The organism is Novosphingobium sp. PASSN1 (genome assembly GCF_002278815.1).
The window spans coordinates 376527-396397 of sequence record NZ_NKIS01000002.1 but is presented as its reverse complement, the minus strand read 5'-3'; the positions used below and the strand labels follow the sequence as shown (position 1 = coordinate 396397).

21 protein-coding genes are annotated in these 19871 nt (G+C 63.2%); 14 read left to right on the top strand and 7 right to left on the bottom strand.

Annotation, left to right across the window (positions count from 1 at the left end):
• Positions 1-24 precede the first annotated feature (24 nt).
• The 4 genes from mnmE to CFE35_RS04680 all read left to right on the top strand — a co-directional run bounded on the left by mnmE (position 25) and on the right by CFE35_RS04680 (position 2659).
• Positions 25-1320 (top strand): tRNA uridine-5-carboxymethylaminomethyl(34) synthesis GTPase MnmE, encoded by a 1296-nt coding sequence (gene mnmE / locus CFE35_RS04695; RefSeq protein WP_292928433.1) that lies wholly within the window; start codon positions 25-27, stop codon positions 1318-1320.
• 68 nt (positions 1321-1388) lie between these two features.
• Positions 1389-1823 (top strand): hypothetical protein, encoded by a 435-nt coding sequence (locus tag CFE35_RS04690; RefSeq protein ID WP_292928431.1) that lies wholly within the window; start codon positions 1389-1391, stop codon positions 1821-1823.
• A gap of 139 nt (positions 1824-1962) precedes the next feature.
• Positions 1963-2223, top strand: a complete 261-nt coding sequence (locus tag CFE35_RS04685; protein ID WP_292928429.1) for a hypothetical protein — start codon at positions 1963-1965, stop codon at positions 2221-2223.
• 28 nt (positions 2224-2251) lie between these two features.
• Positions 2252-2659 (top strand): hypothetical protein, encoded by a 408-nt coding sequence (locus CFE35_RS04680; RefSeq protein ID WP_292928427.1) that lies wholly within the window; start codon positions 2252-2254, stop codon positions 2657-2659.
• On the opposite strand, the gene CFE35_RS04675 is transcribed toward CFE35_RS04680, so the two are convergent.
• Positions 2660-3610 (bottom strand): IS1595 family transposase, encoded by a 951-nt coding sequence (locus CFE35_RS04675; RefSeq protein ID WP_292928426.1) that lies wholly within the window; start codon positions 3608-3610, stop codon positions 2660-2662. It abuts the gene before it with no gap.
• Between the two features lie 55 nt (positions 3611-3665).
• Between CFE35_RS04675 and CFE35_RS04670 the strand changes: the two genes are divergently transcribed.
• A complete protein-coding gene (locus CFE35_RS04670; RefSeq protein ID WP_292928425.1) occupies positions 3666-3941 on the top strand; it encodes a DUF6471 domain-containing protein in 276 nt (91 codons plus the stop codon).
• 2 nt (positions 3942-3943) lie between these two features.
• On the opposite strand, the gene CFE35_RS04665 is transcribed toward CFE35_RS04670, so the two are convergent.
• A complete protein-coding gene (locus tag CFE35_RS04665; RefSeq protein ID WP_292928424.1) occupies positions 3944-4798 on the bottom strand; it encodes a hypothetical protein in 855 nt (284 codons plus the stop codon).
• A gap of 225 nt (positions 4799-5023) precedes the next feature.
• On the opposite strand from CFE35_RS04665, the gene mnmG reads away from it, so the two are divergent.
• The 7 genes from mnmG to CFE35_RS04630 all read left to right on the top strand — a co-directional run bounded on the left by mnmG (position 5024) and on the right by CFE35_RS04630 (position 12966).
• On the top strand, positions 5024-6871 hold the full coding sequence (gene mnmG / locus CFE35_RS04660; RefSeq protein ID WP_292928422.1) for a tRNA uridine-5-carboxymethylaminomethyl(34) synthesis enzyme MnmG: 1848 nt from the start codon (positions 5024-5026) through the stop codon (positions 6869-6871).
• The gene (gene rsmG, locus CFE35_RS04655; protein ID WP_292928420.1) at positions 6872-7549 is read left to right on the top strand and encodes a 16S rRNA (guanine(527)-N(7))-methyltransferase RsmG; all 678 of its coding nucleotides are present in this window, start codon (positions 6872-6874) and stop codon (positions 7547-7549) included.
• Entirely contained in the window at positions 7546-8322 is a 777-nt protein-coding gene (locus tag CFE35_RS04650) for a ParA family protein (protein ID WP_292928418.1), read from the top strand. Before rsmG ends, CFE35_RS04650 begins: the two co-directional genes overlap by 4 nt.
• Positions 8319-9278, top strand: a complete 960-nt coding sequence (locus CFE35_RS04645; RefSeq protein ID WP_292928416.1) for a ParB/RepB/Spo0J family partition protein — start codon at positions 8319-8321, stop codon at positions 9276-9278. The genes CFE35_RS04650 and CFE35_RS04645 overlap by 4 nt, the downstream gene beginning before the upstream one ends.
• Positions 9279-9403: 125 nt before the next feature.
• Positions 9404-10558, top strand: coding sequence for an acyl-CoA dehydrogenase family protein (locus CFE35_RS04640; protein WP_292928414.1), 1155 nt, complete (start codon positions 9404-9406; stop codon positions 10556-10558).
• A gap of 40 nt (positions 10559-10598) precedes the next feature.
• Positions 10599-11681: a CAP domain-containing protein gene (locus CFE35_RS04635; RefSeq protein WP_292928412.1), complete on the top strand. Its 1083-nt coding sequence runs from the start codon at positions 10599-10601 to the stop codon at positions 11679-11681.
• A 196-nt stretch (positions 11682-11877) separates the two neighbouring features.
• Positions 11878-12966, top strand: coding sequence for a hypothetical protein (locus CFE35_RS04630; RefSeq protein ID WP_292928410.1), 1089 nt, complete (start codon positions 11878-11880; stop codon positions 12964-12966).
• Between the two features lie 23 nt (positions 12967-12989).
• Here CFE35_RS04630 and CFE35_RS04625 read toward each other — a convergent pair whose 3' ends face one another.
• A complete protein-coding gene (locus CFE35_RS04625; RefSeq protein ID WP_292928408.1) occupies positions 12990-13838 on the bottom strand; it encodes a glycine zipper 2TM domain-containing protein in 849 nt (282 codons plus the stop codon).
• Positions 13839-13986: 148 nt separating this feature from the next.
• Entirely contained in the window at positions 13987-14469 is a 483-nt protein-coding gene (locus CFE35_RS04620; RefSeq protein ID WP_292928406.1) for a GAF domain-containing protein, read from the bottom strand.
• A gap of 77 nt (positions 14470-14546) precedes the next feature.
• Between CFE35_RS04620 and CFE35_RS04615 the strand changes: the two genes are divergently transcribed.
• Positions 14547-16010 carry a sorbosone dehydrogenase family protein gene (locus CFE35_RS04615; RefSeq protein ID WP_292928404.1) on the top strand — a complete coding sequence of 488 codons (1464 nt, stop codon included), beginning with the start codon at positions 14547-14549 and terminating at the stop codon, positions 16008-16010.
• Here the strand turns inward: CFE35_RS04615 and CFE35_RS04610 are convergent.
• Together CFE35_RS04610 and CFE35_RS04605 are read right to left on the bottom strand one after the other, a co-directional pair.
• Entirely contained in the window at positions 16007-16828 is an 822-nt protein-coding gene (locus CFE35_RS04610; protein WP_292928402.1) for an ATP-binding protein, read from the bottom strand. The two genes, CFE35_RS04615 and CFE35_RS04610, sit on opposite strands and share 4 nt — an antisense overlap.
• Positions 16825-18546: an acyl-CoA dehydrogenase family protein gene (locus CFE35_RS04605; protein ID WP_292928400.1), complete on the bottom strand. Its 1722-nt coding sequence runs from the start codon at positions 18544-18546 to the stop codon at positions 16825-16827. The genes CFE35_RS04610 and CFE35_RS04605 overlap by 4 nt, the downstream gene beginning before the upstream one ends.
• A 47-nt stretch (positions 18547-18593) precedes the next feature.
• Here CFE35_RS04605 and CFE35_RS04600 point away from each other — a divergent pair, with 47 nt between their 5' ends.
• A complete protein-coding gene (locus CFE35_RS04600; RefSeq protein ID WP_292928398.1) occupies positions 18594-19538 on the top strand; it encodes an L-threonylcarbamoyladenylate synthase in 945 nt (314 codons plus the stop codon).
• Here the strand turns inward: CFE35_RS04600 and CFE35_RS04595 are convergent.
• Complete coding sequence (locus CFE35_RS04595; RefSeq protein WP_292928396.1) at positions 19535-19858, bottom strand: hypothetical protein; 324 nt, start codon at positions 19856-19858, stop codon at positions 19535-19537. The genes CFE35_RS04600 and CFE35_RS04595 overlap by 4 nt on opposite strands.
• Positions 19859-19871 lie beyond the last annotated feature (13 nt).

Below are 19871 nucleotides of genomic sequence, written 5' to 3'. Positions count from 1 at the left end.
CGAACGCCTCTGAAACGAACAGATGTGACCGAGACGATTTTCGCGCTGAGCTCCGGCGCGCCCCCAGCTGGCATTGCCGTGATTCGCATCAGCGGGCCTGAGGCTGGACCGGCTTTGACGGCGCTTGCCGGCAAGCGTCCGCAGCCGCGCCGGGCTGCGCTGGCGGCTTTGACCAATGCAGCCGTGGAGCCGCTGGATCACGCACTAGTGTTGTGGCTGCCCGGACCGGGGACGGCAACGGGGGAGGATTGCGCCGAGCTGCACCTCCACGGCGGCCGCGCGGTTGTCGCGGCAGTCGAGGCGGCGCTGGGCGGCTTGCCCGGTCTGCGCAAAGCCGAGCCGGGCGAGTTCACGCGCCGGGCTTTCGCCAATGGCCGGATCGATCTGGCCGAAGCCGAAGGCCTGGCCGACCTGCTGTCTGCCGAGACCGAATTGCAGCGGCGCGCGGCCTTGGCGTTGGCGGATGGAGCGCTTTCGCGGCAGGTCGCGGATTGGCGTGGTCAGGTGTTGGCGCTTTCTGCTGCGCTTGAAGCGGCACTCGATTTCGCTGGAGATGATGACATCGATGAGCAGGGCGGCGGCCTGCCTGATGGCTTTGCCGGCGCGGGCAGGGCTTTGGCGGAAGACCTTGCGGCCTGGCTTGCGCGTCCACGTGCGGAACCCTTGCGCGAGGGTTTCCGGGTGGTGCTGGCGGGGCCGCCCAACGCCGGAAAATCCACGTTGTTCAACGCGTTGGTGGAGGACGAGGCGGCCATTACCGCAGCCGAGCCGGGCACTACGCGTGATGTGTTGCAGCGCGCGGTGGCCTTGGGCGGTGTACCGTTCACCTTTGTCGACACGGCAGGTCTGCGTGATGAAGGCGCAGGAGCCATCGAACAGATCGGCATTGCGCGCGCGCGCGCTGAAGCAGCCCGGGCAGACCTTGTGCTGTGGATGGGGCCGGAGGGTGCCGGACCGCTCGGCGGCGTTGTCTGGGAGATTGCCGCTCAGTGCGACCGTACCGATGCGCCGAAGAAGCACAACGCGCCGTTTCGCCTCTCTGCCATGACGGGTGAGGGCGTCGATGCCTTGCGCGCGGCGCTGATTGCGCACGCGCGCGCTGCGCTCCCGGCGCCGGGTGACGTTGCGCTCAATGCCCGGCAACATGGGCTGCTGACGGAAGTGGCCGACGCGGTAGCTGAAGGCGCTCGACAGCGCGATCCGCTGCTTGCGGCGGAGAACCTTCGGGTGGCAAGGCTGGCGCTGGATCGCCTCGTTGGCCGCGCTGGCACTGAAGACATGCTCGATGCGCTGTTCGGCCGGTTCTGCATCGGCAAGTGATCGGCATTATGTAGCAAACGCACCAACGCAATGCTAGATGTAATTGCCTGCGATGCGTATGTAGGCATATGGCAGACACATACGCAATCAGCGCTTTGACTGACAAGCGCGCTCGCATCGACGGGGAAATTCAAGCCCGGCGGTTTCAGATCATGCGTCTTGAGTGCGAGTTGGCGCATATTGATGCCGTCATCAAAATGTTCAGCCCAAGCTACGACATTTCAAAGATTGCGACCAAACGCAGCTTTTCGAAGAATCCCGCTGGCACACCTCGTGGCTCAGGCAGCCGTGAAGCGCTCACTATTCTGCGCGAGGTCAATGAGCCGCTCACATCAATGGAAATTGCCATTCGCGTACTGGCCAAGCAGGGAAGGGAAGACACACCAGAATCTCGTGGGATGCTCGCCAATACCATTCACAGCACCTTCAGCCGGAGAAGGGATGGCGCGGTGATTCTGGATGCCAGTCAGTACCCGGCTAAATGGTCGCTTGCGCGCCGTTGAAATAATATTTCAAGAATCGAGTCGATCGGATTCCAAACAGAATCCGGGGACTCATTCTCTCAGTTTTGTCAAGATCGCAGCGTGACACGAATCGGAAGCGTGTGATAAGAGTTTTTTCTGTAGAGCGGGGAGAGCTTTTATGCAGCATTCTATCGACACAGAGGTTGATCGGAATTTCGAGGCATTCCAGCATATGCTGCCTGACCTACTTGAGCGTGCGCCCGGTAGGTATGCACTGCTGCACGATGAGCGGTTGATTGAATTGCACGACGATTCTATCGCTGCGTTTGTCGCCGGTACGACCCAATTCGGAGAGCAACGATTTTCCGTGCAGGAAGTTACCGAGCAGGTCGATAACCTGGGGTTCTATTCCTATGCGGGCAGTGCGTTGCAGGCTTGAGAATAGGCAGGCAATCGTCCCTGTCGGATTGCAGAAGTTTGTTCCGACTCCGGTCTCAGTGCCATCGCAGAACAGCGCCAATCCATTCCCCGTAAACGCATATCGCGCACTTATTGACACAGGTGCTCAACGCACTTGCCTCTCCCACGCGACAATAGCCCGTGAGGGTCTAGCCAGCCATGCAAAACGACCAATCCAGAATGTTCATAGTGTTCAGGCGCACCTACTTTATTGGATAAATGTCGGTTTTATTTTTGAGACGGATAGGCTGGATGGCGGCGAACCAATTCGTTCCTTTTTTGGAGTTGAGTTCCCTGTCGAGGCAATCAATATTGCAGACAATCACTCGTTTGATGTGATTCTCGGCATGGACGTACTACAGAATTTTGATTTTGAATTTAGGGCTGAGGGTCAGTTTATATTGAACCTCGGCTAACTACCGCTGCCAGTACCCCTTCCACTGGCGGCTGACAGGCGCATCCAGAGCAGCAACACCAACCATCGCAGTTTGAGCGCCGTTGGCAATGCGGCGATTGTCCTCGCGCCAAGAAGCCTCAGCAGCGTAGTTGGCGAGGTACGGCCCTGCTATGTGGTGGTGTGTACCGATTTCCATACGGCGAAGGCGTGAGAAGAACGATTCGGCCTGATTGGTGCAAGCATGACCATTCGAATACTCGACCGTGTGGTTGATGCGGCGCGTATCAAACTTAGCATGCAACCCATCCCAGTGCGAAGCTTCGTCGGCGTGGACAGTCGACATATGATGGATGCGAGCGGCGACCACTTCGCCACCTTTGGCTTCCGTCGAGGCAACCACGGTGAATGATTCCCCATCGCGCTCGCGGCCAACCACGACAACCTGGCGCTTGCCATTCTGGTTGACGACCTTGCGACGGTCGCGGCGGTTTTCCTTCTCGTTGGCAGGTTTCACGTAGCCGCCAAAGTAAGCGCCATCGACTTCGATCTCGCCCTGCAGGGTCTGCGTGGCATCCTCGCGCGCCATCGCCTCGCGCAGCTTGTGCGTAAGGACAAAGGCCGTCTTATACTGGCAATCCAAATCGCGGCTTAGGTGAAGCGCGGCAACGCCCTTCGCGCCGTTCACAAAGATCACGATGGCGGCGAGCAGATCGGTGAAGCTCATTTTGCGCGAGGCAAAAATCGTGCCGCTGGTCACGCTGAACTGGTGATAGCAGGCGACGCACTTGAACTTGCGGCGCGAGGTGATGTTGTACGTCTCAGTGCAGCCGCAGCGCGGGCACACGGCTTCGCCGTCCGTCTCAGGCCAGCGCATTTCGCAGAAGGTCCGATACGCCTTGTCCTCGCCCATGCGGAACACGGCCTTGAGGCTCAGTGTGCGGGCTGCGGAAGAGAGGAGAAAGTGTTGCATGTCATCGTTTCCAGTGCTTATGCACTTTATATGATGACGTAATGCACGCTTGTCAATGGCAAATGCACTCTATATGGTGACATTGACCATCATAGGAGCGCACATGCCGGTTCAGGAAAAGGAATGGGAAGACAAGGTGAAGCGGCTGCTCAAGGCTGAGCTTGCCCGCAAGGGGATTACCTACGCCCAGCTTGTCGGTAAGCTGGCAGACGTTGGCGTGATGGACTCTGAGCCGAATATCAGGAACAAGATCAGCCGTGGCAAATTCACAGCGGTGTTCTTGGTCCAATGTCTTCAAGCTATCGGCTGCTCATCCTTGCACTTGGACTGATCCTATCCAGTCCATGCGAATGCAAAGAAACTCAAGGCGATCAGACCCCATCCCAACAGAACGCCACCAGCCAGCTTGAGCGGATTGCTGCGGCGGTCGAAGAACTCCCAAAAGCTGCGCGACCAGATGGTGGTTGCCAGCCCGGACAGGATGAACGTCAAAGCGATCTTTGCGCCCAATGGAAGGCCGCAGATGCCGCTGCTGATTCTGCATTGTGGGCTTTTCGGACGTTTTGGGCTGGCATTATTGGGTTGGCTATAGGGAGCTTCACCCTCGCGGCTGCTTGGCGCGCGGCTCACTGGGCCCGCGAGGCTGCCAGACATACTGAAACGAGCGCGAATGAGGCCAAACGGGCTGGCGACTTGGCTACCCAAGCGATTCAAATCGCCAGTGAGCAACACTCGGCGCAAAACCGAGCTTACGTATCGCTTCACAGCCTGAACAAGGGCCTTGCAACCGACAGCATAGTTGAAGGTGTTTTTGGGAACTACTTGGTGGTTTCTGCTCAATTCAGAAATGTCGGAAATACTCCGGCTGTTCAATGTTCTGTACTCTCGGCTTTCTCGGATAGCGGCAAGCCCCCAATGATAGAAAATGCGGACTTGGGGTTCGGTGCTCCTCTTTTTCCGCAAACCCAAATCGAAACTCAATATTGCTGCATCCCGATGGAATCCGTGAGAAAAGCGTTCCACAGAGAAACTAGATTGTTTGTTTATTTTTCCATCTTCTATAATGATGTTTTTTCGCAGGATAGGCGAAAAACTGTGCACTGCTTTCCTTTGGAAATTATCACGGATCCAGATGCGTGGAGAGGCATTGAGGCAGTAATGAATGGGGTCACTGGTGGGGGTGATCACACCAGCTCCTTCGATACAGCTTAGCGCTAAAAGAATTGCGGTAATCATGCGTGCCTCACGATCAAGGCATCATCACAGCAACCACCGTTGCCATCACCGGCGATGACGTTCGCCTCAGGCTTGGTGCGTTTGCTACATAATGCCGCAAGTGATGTTCCACGTGAAACACGCAGGGGTTGTCAGCGCGCTTTGACGCGACTCTGCGAATTGGGTATCGCAACGCGCATGCACCAGTTCGATATCATCGTGGTCGGCGGCGGGCACGCCGGCGTCGAGGCGGCGACGGTCGCTGCGCGCATGGGTGCGCGCACGGCACTGGTCAGCTTTGATCCGGCGACGATCGGCGCGATGTCGTGCAACCCGGCGATCGGCGGCTTGGGCAAGGGGCACCTTGTTCGCGAAGTCGATGCCTTCGATGGGCTGATCGCGCGCGCGGCGGACGCGGGGGCGATCCATTACCGCATGCTCAACCGCAGCAAGGGCAGCGCAGTGCAGGGCCCGCGCGTGCAGGCTGACCGCAAGCGGTTTCGTGCGGCTATCCAGCAGATGGTGGCGGCGCAGGATGGGCTCACCGTTGTTGCCGGCGAAGCGGCTGCGCTGCGCATGGCTGGTGACCGGGTCTGCGGGATCGATCTCGCCGATGGCACTGCACTGGAGGCGCAGGCCGTGGTGCTGTGCACTGGCACATTCCTCGGAGGCCGGTTGTTCCGCGGCGAAGAGCGCATGGAAGGCGGCCGGATCGGTGAGAGCGCCGCGCACCGATTGGCGGCGCAGCTGCACGGGGCAGGCCTGCCGATGGCGCGGCTGAAGACGGGGACGCCGCCGCGCCTTGATGGGCGAACCATCGACTGGGCGCGCCTGCCGGTGCAGGCGAGCGATGCCGAGCCGTGGACGATGTCTGCCCTCACGCAGGCGCGCGTGTTGCCGCAGGTGTTCTGCGCGATTGCCCGCACGAATGCGAAGACCCACGAGATCATTCGTGGCGGGCTTGACCGTTCGCCGCTGTTCAGTGGGGCGATCGATGCGCAAGGTCCGCGCTATTGCCCCTCGATTGAGGACAAGATCCATCGGTTCGGGGACCGCGACGGACACCAGGTGTTCCTTGAACCCGAGGGACTGGATGACCACGTCATCTATCCCAATGGTGTTTCGACGTCATTGCCGACCGATGTGCAGGTGGCGATGATGCGGTCGATGGAGGGTCTCGAGGCGGTCGAGATCATCGTGCCGGGCTATGCAGTGGAGTATGACCATGTCGATCCGCGTGCACTGCGGCGCAGTCTCGAGTTGCGCGCAATGCCCGGCCTGTATTGCGCGGGGCAGATCAACGGCACGACCGGTTACGAGGAGGCGGCGGCGCAAGGCTTGATCGCGGGCATGCACGCCGCGGCTGCCGTGCTCGGCAGGGAGCCGGCTCCGCTTGATCGGGCTTCAAGCTACATGGCGGTTATGGTCGATGACCTGACGCTGCATGGTGTATCTGAGCCCTATCGGATGCTGACGGCACGGGCCGAGTATCGGCTTCGGCTGCGGGCCAACAATGCGCCGACGCGGCTGACGCCGATGGCGCTTGAAGCGGGATGCGTCGGGCCGAAACGAGCGGCCTGGTTTGCTGCGCGGCAGGATGCACGGACGAAGGCCGAAGTGGCGCTTGCGCAAGAGGTGCTGTCTGGCGCGCTTAATGACCATGGCGTCATGGTGCGCAATGATGGCGCGCGGCGGCCGCTGGCGGAGTGGCTGCGCTTTCCCGAGGTTGATTTCGCGGCACTGGCGCCGTGGCTGGGGAGTGCCATGCCTGACGCGGAGCTTGCGGAGGAGCTGGCTGAGGATGCTGCCTATGCGCCCTATCTGGCGCGGCAGGAGGCGGAGCTGAGGCAATTGCGCGCGAGCGATGGCGTGGCCCTGGGGGATCATTTTCCCTATGCTGACGTACCCGGGCTATCGCGCGAGATGGTCGAGCGGCTGGAGCGGGCGAGGCCGGATACGCTGGCTGCGGCTGGCCGGGTCGCCGGGATTACCCCTGCGGCGCTTGCGAGCTTGCTGGTCGCGGCACGGCGGCGGGAGGCAGCGTGAATGCTGGCAAGTGAAACCGAGGCGCGGGCGTGGCTGGCGGCGCGGCATGCGGATGCGACGGCGCGGTTAGACCTCCTGGTCGCGGCCTTGGCCGAAGAGAACGGGCGGCAAAACCTGGTGTCGCGGCCTTCGCTCGAATCGGTGTGGCAGCGCCACATCGCCGATAGTGCGCAGCTGCTGCATGTTTCACGTGAAACGCTGCCAGTGGGCGCCTGGCTCGATCTGGGCAGCGGCGCGGGGTTTCCCGGTCTGGTGGTTGCCGCGCTGGAACCGGAGCGGCCGGTGACTCTGGTGGATTCGCGTCGGCTGCGAACAGAGTGGCTGACGCGTGCGGCTGGGCTGATGGGCTTGTCAAATGTGGAGGTCGTGCTGTCACGTGTCGAGGACCTGCCTGATCGGCAGTGGCAGGTTATCTCGGCGCGGGCGTTTGCACCGCTTGATCGGTTGCTTGACGTTGCTGCCCGCTTTTCCACACCGGATACGCTTTGGTTGTTGCCGAAAGGGGCCAAGGCGCAGCATGAACTGAATGCGTTATCGGCAAACTGGATTCGGGCGTTCCACGTGGAACAATCGTTGACCGATCCAGCGGCTGGCATCATCGTTGGCCATCTGCACGGGCAAACCGGGATTGCACGAACCGGCAAGGCTTCATCACTCAAGCGGGGTTCAGGACGATGATCACGATAGCCGTCGCGAACCAGAAAGGCGGCGTGGGCAAGACGACCACGGCGATCAACATTGCTACCGCGCTGGCGGCGACCGGGTGGAAGGTGCTGCTGCTCGATCTCGATCCGCAGGGCAATGCCTCGACAGGAATTGGCGTGGCGGCAGCGGATCGGCACAAGTCATCGTATGATCTGCTGATCGAGCAGGCGAGCATCGCCGATTGCATGATGCCCACGCGGATTCCGGGGCTCGACGTGATCCCCGCAACGGTCGATCTGTCTGGGGCAGAAGTGGAACTGGTGAGCCAGGCGGACCGCACGAGCAAGCTGCGCACCGCGTTGGCGGAGGAGACCGGGCATGACATTTGCCTGATCGATTGCCCGCCGTCGCTGGGGCTGCTGACGCTCAATGCCATGACCGCGGCGAATTCGCTGCTGGTGCCGCTGCAGTGCGAGTTCTTCGCGCTGGAGGGGCTGAGCCAGCTGCTGCAGACGGTGGAGCGGGTGCAGGAGCGCTTCAACGCGGATCTGGGCATCCTTGGCATCGTGCTGACGATGTATGACCGCCGCAATCGCCTGACCGATCAGGTTGCCGATGACGTGCGCTCCTGTCTGCACGGGCTGGTGTTCGAAGCCGTGATTCCGCGCAACGTCCGGCTTTCGGAAGCGCCAAGCCACGGCCTGCCGGCGCTGATCTATGACCATGCCTGCGCCGGATCGCAGGCCTATATGAAGCTGGCGCGTGAGCTGATTGGCCGCTTGCCTGAGCGCAGGAGAGCAGCATGAGCGGCGAGGTAGAGGGCGAGACGGACAGCAAGGCGCTCAAGGCAGCCAAGCGGCCTGCGCTTGGTCGGGGGCTCGGCGCGCTGCTTGGTGAAACGCGGCGCGAGGAAGCGGTGTCGCGCATTTCCGTTTCGGCACCCGGAGAGGCTGCCGCACCTCAGAACGGTCTTGCGATGCTGAGCGTCGCAGCCATCGAGCCGCATCCAGAGCAGCCCCGGCGGCATTTCGACGAGGATGCGCTGGAAGAGCTGGCACGCTCGATCGCGGCGCGCGGCGTGATCCAGCCGGTTGTGGTGCGGCCGCTGGCAGGCGGGCGTTATCAGCTGGTGGCGGGCGAACGCCGCTGGCGTGCTGCGCAAAGGGCGCGGGTGCACGAGATACCGGCGATTGTGCGCCAGCTGGACGAACGCGAGGTGACCGCGCTTGCGTTGATCGAAAACCTGCAGCGCGAGGATCTCAATCCGATCGAGGAAGCGCGGGCCTATCAGCGGCTTTCCGATCAGGATGGACTGACCCAGCAGGAAATCGCCACGTTCGTCGACAAGTCGCGCAGCCATGTGGCGAACCTCATGCGGCTTCTCAGTTTGCCGGATGAGGTGCTCGATATGGTCGAGCGGGCGCAGCTTTCGATGGGGCACGCAAGGGCGCTGGCCGTGCTGCCGGATCCGGTGCCACTGGCGCGCGAAACCGTGGCCAAGGGGCATTCGGTGCGGGATGTCGAGCGGCTGGCAAAGAGGGTGATGCGGCCCGAATCCAGCCCCCGCCGGGCGCGGGCAGAGCGCGATCCTGCCAGTTCTGCCGACATTGCTGCGGTGCAGGCTCATCTCGAAGAGTTTCTGGGCCTCAAGGTGACGATCCAGGCCGATGCCGATCCGCGCACGGGTTCCGTTTCGATCCGCTACAAGACGCTCGATCAGCTGGATCTGATCTGCCAGCGGTTGACCGGCGGCGAGATCTGATCACCTGCCCACAAGTGCCAATTGGCCGAGTGCCAGTTAATCGGTCGATTAATTTCGATTGACCGAGCCGGGCGGGTTTGCCTATCTTTCAGGGCGATAAGAGACCTGAAACCGGAGAGCATGCCATGTCGCTCGATCTGATTCCCCGCTCCGCCTACACGCCCGATCACGAGGCGTTCCGCCAGACGGTGCGCCGCTATCTTGAAACCGAGATTGCACCGCACGCCAATGAATGGGCCGAGGCGGGCATCGTGCCCAAATCGATCTGGCCCAAGGCAGGCGAACTGGGCCTGCTGTGCCCGACCGTGCCGGAAGAATACGGCGGTCTCGGCCTCGATTTCGGCTACAACGCCATCGTCGATGAAGAGAGCTCCTATTACGGCCGCGTTGCCACCGGCTTCTCGCTCCAGTCCGACATCGTGGTGAACTACCTCGTTTCGTATGGTTCGGAAGAGCAGAAGCGCAAGTGGCTGCCCAAGATGGTTTCGGGCGAGGTGGTGACCGCCATCGCGATGACCGAGCCGGGCACCGGTTCCGATCTTCAGGGCATGCGCACCAGCGCCAAGAAGGACGGCAACCACTATGTGATCAACGGGTCGAAGACCTACATCACCAACGGCCAGAATGCCGACCTGATCCTCGTCTGCTGCAAGACCGACACCGAAGTTCAGCCCGCGTGGAAGGGTGTTTCGATCGTGCTGGTCGAGGCTGACCGCGAAGGCTTCAAGCGCGGCCGCAACCTCGACAAGATCGGCATGGACGAAGCCGATACCTCGGAACTGTTCTTCGAGGATGTGCGCGTGCCGATCACCAACTGCCTTGGTGAAGAGGGCAAGGGCTTCATCTATCTGATGAGCGAGCTGCCGCAGGAACGCCTCTCGATCGCGGTGAGCGCGCAGGCTTCGGCGCAGAAGGCATTTGACGATACGGTCGAATTCACGCGTGAGCGCAAGGCGTTCGGCAAGCCGATCCTCGATTTCCAGAACACCCGTTTCACGCTGGCCGACATCAAGTCCAAGCTGCAGGTGGGCTGGGCGCACCTCGATTGGGCGCTGGCGCGGCATCTGAAGCGCGAGCTGACTGCCGAGGAAGGTGCTGCGGCCAAGCTGTGGCACACTGAACTGCAGTGGGAAGTGATGGACAAGTGCCTCCAGCTTCATGGCGGCGCCGGCTACATGAACGAATACGCGATTGCCCGCGCCTGGCGCGCCGCACGCGTGACGCGCATTTTCGGCGGCACCAACGAGATCATGAAGGAACTGATCGGCCGCAAGCTTTGAGTGCGGCCGATATGACCCGACATCAGCGCTGACACGCGTGATGAAGCGCGCGCGGACAGGAAATGGCCTGACTCCGCGCGCGCTTTCACGCGTAACTGCGGCCGTCATCGGATGTGTGGTTGGCACACTCTCGTTTCCGGTTTCGGCACAATATGATTGCCCTGCGAACGAAGTCGTCCTCGAAGAGGATGATCCGGCGCAGCTGCCTGACGGGCCTGAAACTGTTACCGCAGCCATGCCCAAGGCTGCCGATTCCAAGGGTTGGGCTGGCACCAGCGCCCACTATGCGGTGCCCCCCGATCTAGCGAACTGCGCTGCCGGCGTGCTCCGGCCCGAAGCGCAGTCTGGCTTTATTGCCGCACTCGATAGTCTGAGGGCACGCCACGGTCTTGCGCCGGTGCGACACGACGCCAGCGCAGATCGCGCGGTAGCCGAGGCGGCCTTGATGATGGCCGCCAATGACGCGCTGAGTCATGATCCTCCGCCATCCTGGAAATGCTGGACGGCGGCAGGTGCAGCGGCGGCTGGCAGTTCCAACCTGCTTGGCGGCGTTTCCTCGCCCTATCTGCCATATGAAGACGACAACGGGATTCTGGCTGAATGGCTGATCGAGGGTGATGGCGATGAGATCGGACACCGCCGGTGGTTGCTGGATCCCTATCTCGAGCAGACTGCGCTGGGGCGCGTCGTGGCCGTGTTGCCCGGGGGAGTCCGCATTGATTCCGCGGTGATGAAAGTGTTCAACGCTTCCGCCGACTCGCAACGCTCCAGTCGCTCCTACCGCCCCGTTCCCGAGTTTGTGGCATGGCCGCAGGGGGATTATCCGCGCGCTTTCTTTTCATCGCACGCGCGCCTCTCGTTTTCGATCAGTCAGGATCCCGCCGATCCGGATGTAATGAACGGCGTTGATTTCAGCGAAGCGCAAGTTTCTATCAGCGATGGTGAACAGAACTTGCCGATCCGCGATCAACTTTGGGACAACGAAGGCTACGGGGTAGCGAATTGCCTCTCGTGGCGCGTGGACGGGATTGTCGCTGGCCGCAACTATTCAGTCAAAATAAGCGGTGTTCGTGGAGCAATGCGTCAGGAATATAGCTACACCTTTCGCATAAGTAATTTGTAGTATTCAAAATCGGATTTTGTATTGCCGTAGCTTTGGCCGCTAATCAGCAGAAATAAGTATTTCGCCTTAGGTTGTTCTCCTATAAAATCTCTTTGATAAGAGGATGGGAGAGATTGCGTGCCAGGCCTGCCTCCGGGCAATTCATCAGGTAAACGTACGGTAACAATTGGTTCCTCGGGGCTGCTTACCTGCCGCGATGTCTTTACCTTTGACATCAAACGCTGACATGCCGCCGCAACGGTTCCGCTCCTTTATCGCCGCCACTTGTCTGCTTTTGTGCACGGCAAGTGTGGCTGGTGCGCAACCGGTTGCCAGCAATACCGCGCAAAAACGGGTTCAGGGCCAATGCGAGGTGAGCAAGGAATGGTCCGACGCACGATTGAACGGATCGTGGCACAAGGAAGGCGAGGCCCATAGCGTCACCGCGCTGGGGTATATGGGGCGGCAGGACGCCTCAGCGGAAGTCGATCTGGCCGAGGCGCGTGCGCAAGTCGAGCGTGTCGTCCGCGTCAGCGGGCTTGAAATGAACTTCGAGATGATCGTCGAACCGTCCACGCCGGCTGCGGCGCAGATCATCAATGGGCGGCGCGTCATCTTGTTTGATCCGCGATTCATGGCGCAAGTTGCGGACACTATCTGCCCGGATTGGGGCGCGATGAGCATCCTCGCGCATGAAGTGGGGCACCATCTGGCGGGGCACACCTTGCGCCAGACGGCAGAGCCATGGCGTGATGAGCTGGAAGCGGATGAGTTTTCAGGGTTTGTCCTGGCGCGTCTTGGCGCTTCGCTTGCAGAGACGACTTCGGCAGCGGCGCGTATTCTTCCCGAACAGGCCACCCCCACTCATCCTGGCCGCAAGGATCGTCTCGCTGCGCTGGTGCATGGATGGCAGAACGCTGAAGCCCTTGTGAATGCTGAAATGACTCAGGCGCAGCACAATCGCGGGTTGGTGCCGATGCGGCAGAGCCGGTTTGATCCAGATGGCGATGGTGCGGATGCAGCGGATCTGGCGCTGGTCGCGCGGATCATTCTCTATGATGACCCGAACGACTACTACATTACCCGTAGCGGCCGCATTGATGCCTATGATGGCACGCGACGCCCGGTCGGCCGCAAATCACTGCCGAGTTCGGCCGACTACGCCTGGACCTTCCAGACCGATGTGATCCGCTTTGACGTCGAATACGGTGGGCGCGTGTTGATGCGCCTGCCGTCCGGCGTCATGCACGAAGTTGGCGTCGTGGTAGCCATGCTTCCGCAGTCGCAGGGGGCCGGCGGCAAATAAGCCGTCGCAACCTTTGGCGCAGTTCAGCTGCCGTCGGGGATCCTGACCCGCTTGTCCCGTACAGCCGGGCGGCGTGGCGGCGCACCAATATAGCGCCGCTTCACGGGAACGTACTCATAGCTGACGGTCCGCGTTTCCGTGCAGGGACCGCCTTGGGCTTGTTGTGCCCCCGCTTGTGGGGCATTGGCGGGCACCATGACGTAGCCCATCGGCGCACCGGCCATGCCCGGCGCATAGCCGTAGGCAGGAGCGCCGTAGGCAGGATAGCCATAGCTGCCGGCAGGAGCGGCGTAGCCGTAGCTCGGGGCCTGAGGCGGTGCGTAGCTGCTGAAGAACTCTTCGCATTCCTGCTCGCGGCTCTTGTCGACCGACTTGCCGATGACGCCGCCCGCCACTGCGCCGACCGCCGCGCCTGCAACGGTTCCGATAGCGCGGCTGCCCGAAGCGACCCGGTTGCCCACCACGCCGCCGACCAGACCGCCGATCACGGCACCGGTCGTGCCGCTGTTACGGCGTGTCACGCCCTGGCATTTGTCGACCATCTCGCGGTAGCGCGGATCTGTTTCAGCTGCCGCTTGTTGGGTGGGTACATACCCCTGTGGGGCAGGCATGTACCCTTGGGGCGCAACTGGCTGACCATTGTAGACCGGCACGCTGTAAACGGGCGGACTGTAGACCGGCTGGGCATAGACAGGTGCGCCATAGACCGGCGCTCCATAGGCCATGGGATACTGGCCCTGCCACACACCGGGGTAGCCGGGCTGCCAGTTCGCCTGCGGAGCAGGGGCTGCCGCTTGCTCCCGCGCGAGGGCAGGGGCAGCGAGGCTGGTGACCATGGTAGCTGCCAGCAAGGCGCGAAGTAGTCTGGCCATCGTCGTGATCCCCTATCAGCATGTCCGATGCGTTGTGCCCGCACGTGATGCGCAGCACTGGCATTAATGCGTAGTTTAGCATCACACCCCGCAGTGCTCCAAGCGATCCGGTGCGCGTGTGCCGAAACGGGGCAGGCGCGCCCGGAAATCAGATCCGGTGGGCGAACATCGCGGCCAGCGCTTCAATCCCGGCGGCATCCTCTGCATCGAACCGCGCAGGCAGCGGGCTATCGAGATCGATCACGGCGATGACCGCACCGTCACGCTTTACCGGGACGACCAGTTCGGAGCGGCTGGCCGCATCGCAAGCGATATGGCCCGGGAAGGCGTGAACGTCGGGAACAAGTTGAGTCTCGCCCGTGGCCGCGGCCGTGCCGCAGACGCCCTGACCGAGCCCGATGCGGATGCAGGCGGGCTTGCCCGCGAATGGCCCCAGCACGAGCGCGCCGCCCACCATGCGGTAAAACCCGGCCCAATTGAGATCGGGCAGGAACTGGTCGATCAGCGCGGCGCAATTGGCCATGTTCGCCACGGCGTCGGGTTCGTCATGCGTGATCGCGCGGGCGGCTTCGAGAAGATCGGCGTAGAGCGCGGGCTTTGGCGCGCCGGGGATTGGTGTGAAATCGTACATGCTGGCGGCTTAGCAGGACGCATTGCCCCCTGCGAGAGGCATTGCGGGAACCCGGCGCGGCATCTAGATACCAACCCATGCTGACTATTCGCAAGGCCCTCATCGGGCTCCTCATCGTTCTCGTTGCACTCGGCCTTGGCTTCATGTGGCTGCTGCGGGGCGATTCCGCGCAGCTTGCGCTCGACAAGACCACCGGGCCGAAGCCCGAGCTGGCCGAAGCCGCGCCGCAGTGGTTTCCCACCATCGGCATCGCGAAGCCCATCGGCTGGGCGGATGGCGCGAAGCCGGTGGCGGCCGAGGGCCTGGTCGTCACGCGCTTTGCCGACAAGCTGGATCATCCGCGCGCGCTGACCGTGCTGCCGAATGGCGATGTGCTGGCGGCAGAGACCAACGGACCGCCGCAGCGCGGGCCGGGCGGGATCACCGGGCTGGTCATGGGCTATCTCTTTTCGGCTGCCGGGGCAGGCTCGCCTTCGCCCAACAAGATCGTGGTGCTGCGTGACAGCAACGGCGACGGCGTGGCCGACCAGCGCTTCGAGATGGCCAATCCGGCGCTGAGCTCGCCGTTCGGCATGGTGCTGCGCGAAGGGCGGCTCTATGTCGGCAACCACAACGGGATCGTTTCATGGCCGTTCACGCCGGGGCAGACCACGCTTTCCGGCACTCCGGAAAAGCTGATGGACCTGCCCGGCGGCGGCAACCACTGGGCGCGCAATCTGGCGCTCAGCCCGGATGGTTCGCGGCTCTATGTCACGGTTGGTTCGGCGTCCAACATTGCCGAGAACGGGCTCGACAAGGAAAAGGGACGCGCGGCGATCCACGAGTATGATTTCAAGACGAAGACCTCGCGCATCTATGCGCAGGGCCTGCGCAATTCCAACGGGCTCGATTGGAACCCGCGCAGCGGCGAGCTGTGGACCACGGTGAACGAACGCGACATGCTGGGTTCCGATCTCGTGCCCGATTACCTGACGAACGTGCCGCTGGGTGCCCAGTATGGCTGGCCGTGGGTCTACTGGAAGAAGAATATCGACGACCGGGTGACCGATCCGATGCCGCGCGACATGTACTCCTATGTGCGCAAGCCCGAATATGGCCTTGGCTCGCATGTCGCCCCGCTGGGCCTGGCCTTTGCGCGCGGCGGGAACCTGATGGGTGATCGCTTCGCCAGCGGTGCCTTCGTGGCGCGGCACGGTTCGTGGAACCGCAAGCCGCTCTCGGGCTATGACGTCGTGTTCGTGGCGTTTGACAACAACGGCAATGCACTGCCCAAGCCGCCGGTGCCGGTGCTGACCGGGTTCCTCACCAAGGCGGATGAGACGCAGGGGCGGCCGACCTGGGTGGCCTTTGCCAAGGACGGCGCACTGCTGGTGAGCGATGATACCGGCGGCGTGATCTGGCGTGTCGTGGCGCCCGGCGCGAAGCCGGCTGCGGAAATCACCCCGATTCCGGCAACGCCAATGCCGCCCGCACCCAAGGCGGACGCGAAATTCATCGTGCGCCCGACCATGGATTCGGACCTGACTAGACCGCAAAACTAGAGGTTGCGGTTGGCCCGGCCTGCCAGTTCATTGATGAATTGCCATGCGACGCGGCCTGAACGGCCTCCGCGCTGCTTGGACCATGCCAGCGCGTCGTCTTCGGCAAACGTCAGGCCGAAGTGCGCGCAATATCCGGCGATGATCGCCAGGTAATCGTCCTGCGAGCAGGCGTGGAAGCCGAGCGAGAGGCCGAAACGGTCGGCCAGTGCCAGACGATCATCCACTACGTCGCGCGGATTGATCGGATCATCCTGCTCGGCCATGTGCCGTTCGACGATGGCGCGGCGGTTCGACGTGACGGCGAGGCGCACGTTGGCCGGGCGCGCTTCGACGCCGCCTTCCAGCCACGAGCGCAGACGGCGGGCAGACCCTGCATCGCCTGCATCGAAGCCGAGATCGTCGAGCAGGATCAGGAAGCTGCGATCCACCGCGCGCAGCTGGGTGAGCAGGGCTGCGAGGCTTTCATCAGGTGCGGCCTGAATCAGCGCGATCCGCCCCGGATGCGCGGCTTGCGCTGAACGGACGGCGGCGCGGATCATGGCGGACTTCCCCATCCCGCGCGAACCCCACAGCAGCATGTCATGCGCCGCAGCCCCGGCGGCGAGGCGCAGCACGTTATCGGCCACGGCGGCCTTCTGTGCATCGACCCCCTTGATCAGACCGAGCGGCGGCGCTTCGAGCGGATCGACCGCCCGCGTGCCGCTGCCGGTCCAGACATAGGCCGGATGCGCCAGCCAGTCGGCAGCGGCGGGTGCGGGCGGTGCGAGCCGTTCGAGCGCGGCGGCGATGCGTTCCAGCGGATCGGAACCGGTGCTCATCCTGTCAGCGCTTCGCTGTCCAGTTCGTAGTACAGCGCGGCCCCGGCCATGGCGGCGGCACCAAGCCCGCGCGCTTCGGGCACGATGGTGCGGTTGAACACCTTGGTCACGGCGGTCTTTTCGACCGAGCCCGTGGCGCGTGCCTGCCGGGCGAGCTGCCATCCGGCGACCGCCACCGCGCACATCGTCAGGAACGGCACGCTGCCCGCCAGCTTGTCATCGAGGCTGGCATCGCCGCTGGCCATCCAGGTGGCGATGGCCGCTGCATCCTTCGCCAGCGAGGCGACTTCGGGCACGTCCTGCATTTCAGAGGAAATGTCGGCCATCAGCGCCTGCAGCACGCCGCCTGCTTCCATGCCGAGTTTGCGGGTGACGAGGTCGGCCGCCTGAATGCCGTTGGTGCCTTCATAGATCGGCGCAATGCGCGAATCGCGGTAATGCTGCGCGGCCCCGGTTTCCTCGACAAAGCCCATGCCGCCGTGGATCTGGATGCCGAGGCTGGCGACTTCGCAGCCGACATCGGTGCCCCAGGCCTTGAGCAGGGGCACGAGCAATTCGGCCCGTGCGCTCGCAGCCTTGTCGCCCAACAAGCCGCGATCGACTTGCCCGGCGGTGTAATAGAGCAGCGCGCGCGAACCTTCGGTGAGGGCCCGCATACGCAGAATCATCCGGCGCACGTCGGGGTGCTCGATGATCGACACCGGGGTCTTGTCGGGCGAACCGGCGCGGGCGGACTGGACGCGGTCCCGCGCATACATCCGCGCCTGTTGCAGCGCGCGTTCGGCGATCTGCACGCCCTGGCTGCCGACGTTGATGCGGGCGGAGTTCATCATCGTGAACATGGCCTTGAGGCCCTCGTTCTCGTGGCCGACCAGTTCGCCGATGCATTCGCCGTTGTCGCCATACGACATGACGCACGTGGGCGAGACATTGATGCCCAGCTTGTGCTCTACCGAAACGGCGCGCAGATCATTGCGCTCTCCCAGCGATCCGTCGGCATTCACGTGGTACTTCGGCACGATGAACAGCGAGATGCCGCGCGATCCGGCGGGTGCGCCGGGCGTGCGCGCCAGCACGAGGTGGATGATGTTTTCGGCCAGCTCGTGCTCGCCCCAGGTGATGTAGATCTTGGTGCCCGCGATACGGTACTTGCCCGCGTGGGGGCCTTCCTCGATCGGCACCGCGGTGCTGCGCAGTGCGCCGACATCGGACCCAGCCTGCGGCTCGGTCAGGTTCATCGTGCCAGACCATGCGCCCGAGATCAGGTTCGGCAGGTACATCGCCTTCTGCGCATCGCTGCCGTGGTGATCGAGCGCTTCGATCGCGCCGACGGTGAGCATCGGCAGCAGGGTGAAGCCCATGTTGGCCGCGCCCAGCGTTTCAAGCGCGCACGTGGCCAGCGTGAAGGGCAGGCCCTGCCCGCCGAAGTCTGCGGGACCGGCGATGGAGCCCCAGCCTTGTTCGACGAAAGCCTTGTAAGCCTCGGCATACCCGGCGGGCGAGGTAACCACGCCATCGGCGCAGCGCGATCCTTGCGTATCGCCGATTCGGTTGAGCGGGGCCCATTCGCCCGCGGCAAACGCGCCAATGCCCTCGGCAATCGCCTCGACCAGATCCGGCGTTGCCGCAGCGTAGCGTTCGTGGGCGGCCAGTTCGTCGATTCCGGCGCAGACGCGCATGGCAAGGACCTGATCTTCGGTGGGGGCGATAAAGCTCATGCGCTGTTTTCCTTGGCAGTCTTTGCGCAGGGCTATAGCGGCAAGCCATGAACACGCAAACGCCTCCGAATGTGCGACCTGCGGATGCCGACGGGATTGCCGAAGCGGCGCGCGTGCTTGCGGCGGGCGGCACCGTGGCGGTGCCGACCGAGACGGTTTACGGCCTTGCCGCGCGCGCCGACAGCGATGCGGCAGTGGCGGCGATCTACCGCGCCAAGGGGCGGCCCGATTTCAATCCGCTGATCGTGCATGTGCCCGATGTGGCAGCGGCGGAAGGCCTTGCGGTGCTGGATGTGCGGGCAAATGCGCTGGCAGCCGCGTTCTGGCCCGGCCCCTTGACCATGGTTCTGCCGCGCCGCGCGGATGCGCCGTTGGCGGCAGCCGTGAGCGCGGGGCTGCCCACCGTGGCGCTGCGCGTACCTGCGCACCCGGTGATGCGCGCGGTGCTGGCGGCGGCGGGTCTGCCGCTTGCCGCCCCTTCGGCCAACCGCAGCGGCGGGGTGAGCCCGACGAGCGCGGCCCATGTGGCGGCTTCGCTTGGCGCGCGGGCGGACCTGATCCTTGATGGCGGAACCACGCAGCAGGGCCTCGAATCGACCATCGTTGCCCTGCGCGAGGGTGGCGGCTGGCAAATCTTGCGACCCGGACCGATTACCGAGGCGGACCTGATGGCCGTGCTGGGTGAGGCGGCGAGCCATGAACAGCGCGGGATCGAAGCACCGGGCCAGCTGGCCAGCCATTATGCGCCGGGCAAGCCGGTGCGGCTGGGCGCCGATGCGGCGCAGGCCGGCGAATTTCTGATCGGTTTCGGCGCGGTGCCGGGCGCGGTTTCGCTGTCCCAGGCGGGCGATCTGGCTGAAGCGGCGGCGCGGCTTTATGCCTGCCTGCACCTCGCGGCAGCCGCACCCGAGCCGCGCATCGCTGTTGCGGCCATTCCCGAGGTGGGGATTGGAGCCGCGATCAATGACCGGCTCAGGCGCGCTGCGGTCTAGCGTTCGGCCCGCAGCGCCTCGATCTCGCCGCTGATCTTGCTGGCCTCGGCGCAGGCCGCCGTTTCGCCGCGGTTGCAGGCCTCAAGGCTGCGATTGTATTTCTTTTGCAGTTTCCGGATCTTGTCATCGCGCTTGCGCATGGCGCGGCCCCGGTTCTCGTCCGCTTCGGATTGGCTCGTCGTGGCCAGATCGACCGCTTTGGAGCCTACCCGGACTGGCGCTGTGGCGACACTGGCGGCGGTGCCGATGGCGGAACTGACAAGGCAACCCGAGAGCATCAGCGCGGCCAGCGGGGTGAGGAGCAGCAAGGGACGGTGCAAGCGCGGGGGCCTT

Coding starts and splice junctions, on each gene's coding strand:
- CFE35_RS04640 (WP_292928414.1), top strand. CDS start 9,404: ATGTCGCTCGATCTGATTCCCCGCTCCGCCTACACGCCCGATCACGAG.
- CFE35_RS04620 (WP_292928406.1), bottom strand. CDS start 14,469: ATGTACGATTTCACACCAATCCCCGGCGCGCCAAAGCCCGCGCTCTAC.
- CFE35_RS04625 (WP_292928408.1), bottom strand. CDS start 13,838: ATGGCCAGACTACTTCGCGCCTTGCTGGCAGCTACCATGGTCACCAGC.
- CFE35_RS04615 (WP_292928404.1), top strand. CDS start 14,547: ATGCTGACTATTCGCAAGGCCCTCATCGGGCTCCTCATCGTTCTCGTT.
- CFE35_RS04635 (WP_292928412.1), top strand. CDS start 10,599: ATGAAGCGCGCGCGGACAGGAAATGGCCTGACTCCGCGCGCGCTTTCA.
- CFE35_RS04605 (WP_292928400.1), bottom strand. CDS start 18,546: ATGAGCTTTATCGCCCCCACCGAAGATCAGGTCCTTGCCATGCGCGTC.
- CFE35_RS04670 (WP_292928425.1), top strand. CDS start 3,666: ATGGCAAATGCACTCTATATGGTGACATTGACCATCATAGGAGCGCAC.
- CFE35_RS04685 (WP_292928429.1), top strand. CDS start 1,963: ATGCAGCATTCTATCGACACAGAGGTTGATCGGAATTTCGAGGCATTC.
- CFE35_RS04690 (WP_292928431.1), top strand. CDS start 1,389: ATGGCAGACACATACGCAATCAGCGCTTTGACTGACAAGCGCGCTCGC.
- CFE35_RS04600 (WP_292928398.1), top strand. CDS start 18,594: ATGAACACGCAAACGCCTCCGAATGTGCGACCTGCGGATGCCGACGGG.
- CFE35_RS04610 (WP_292928402.1), bottom strand. CDS start 16,828: ATGAGCACCGGTTCCGATCCGCTGGAACGCATCGCCGCCGCGCTCGAA.
- mnmG (WP_292928422.1), top strand. CDS start 5,024: ATGCACCAGTTCGATATCATCGTGGTCGGCGGCGGGCACGCCGGCGTC.
- rsmG (WP_292928420.1), top strand. CDS start 6,872: ATGCTGGCAAGTGAAACCGAGGCGCGGGCGTGGCTGGCGGCGCGGCAT.
- CFE35_RS04645 (WP_292928416.1), top strand. CDS start 8,319: ATGAGCGGCGAGGTAGAGGGCGAGACGGACAGCAAGGCGCTCAAGGCA.
- CFE35_RS04630 (WP_292928410.1), top strand. CDS start 11,878: ATGTCTTTACCTTTGACATCAAACGCTGACATGCCGCCGCAACGGTTC.
- CFE35_RS04675 (WP_292928426.1), bottom strand. CDS start 3,610: ATGCAACACTTTCTCCTCTCTTCCGCAGCCCGCACACTGAGCCTCAAG.
- CFE35_RS04650 (WP_292928418.1), top strand. CDS start 7,546: ATGATCACGATAGCCGTCGCGAACCAGAAAGGCGGCGTGGGCAAGACG.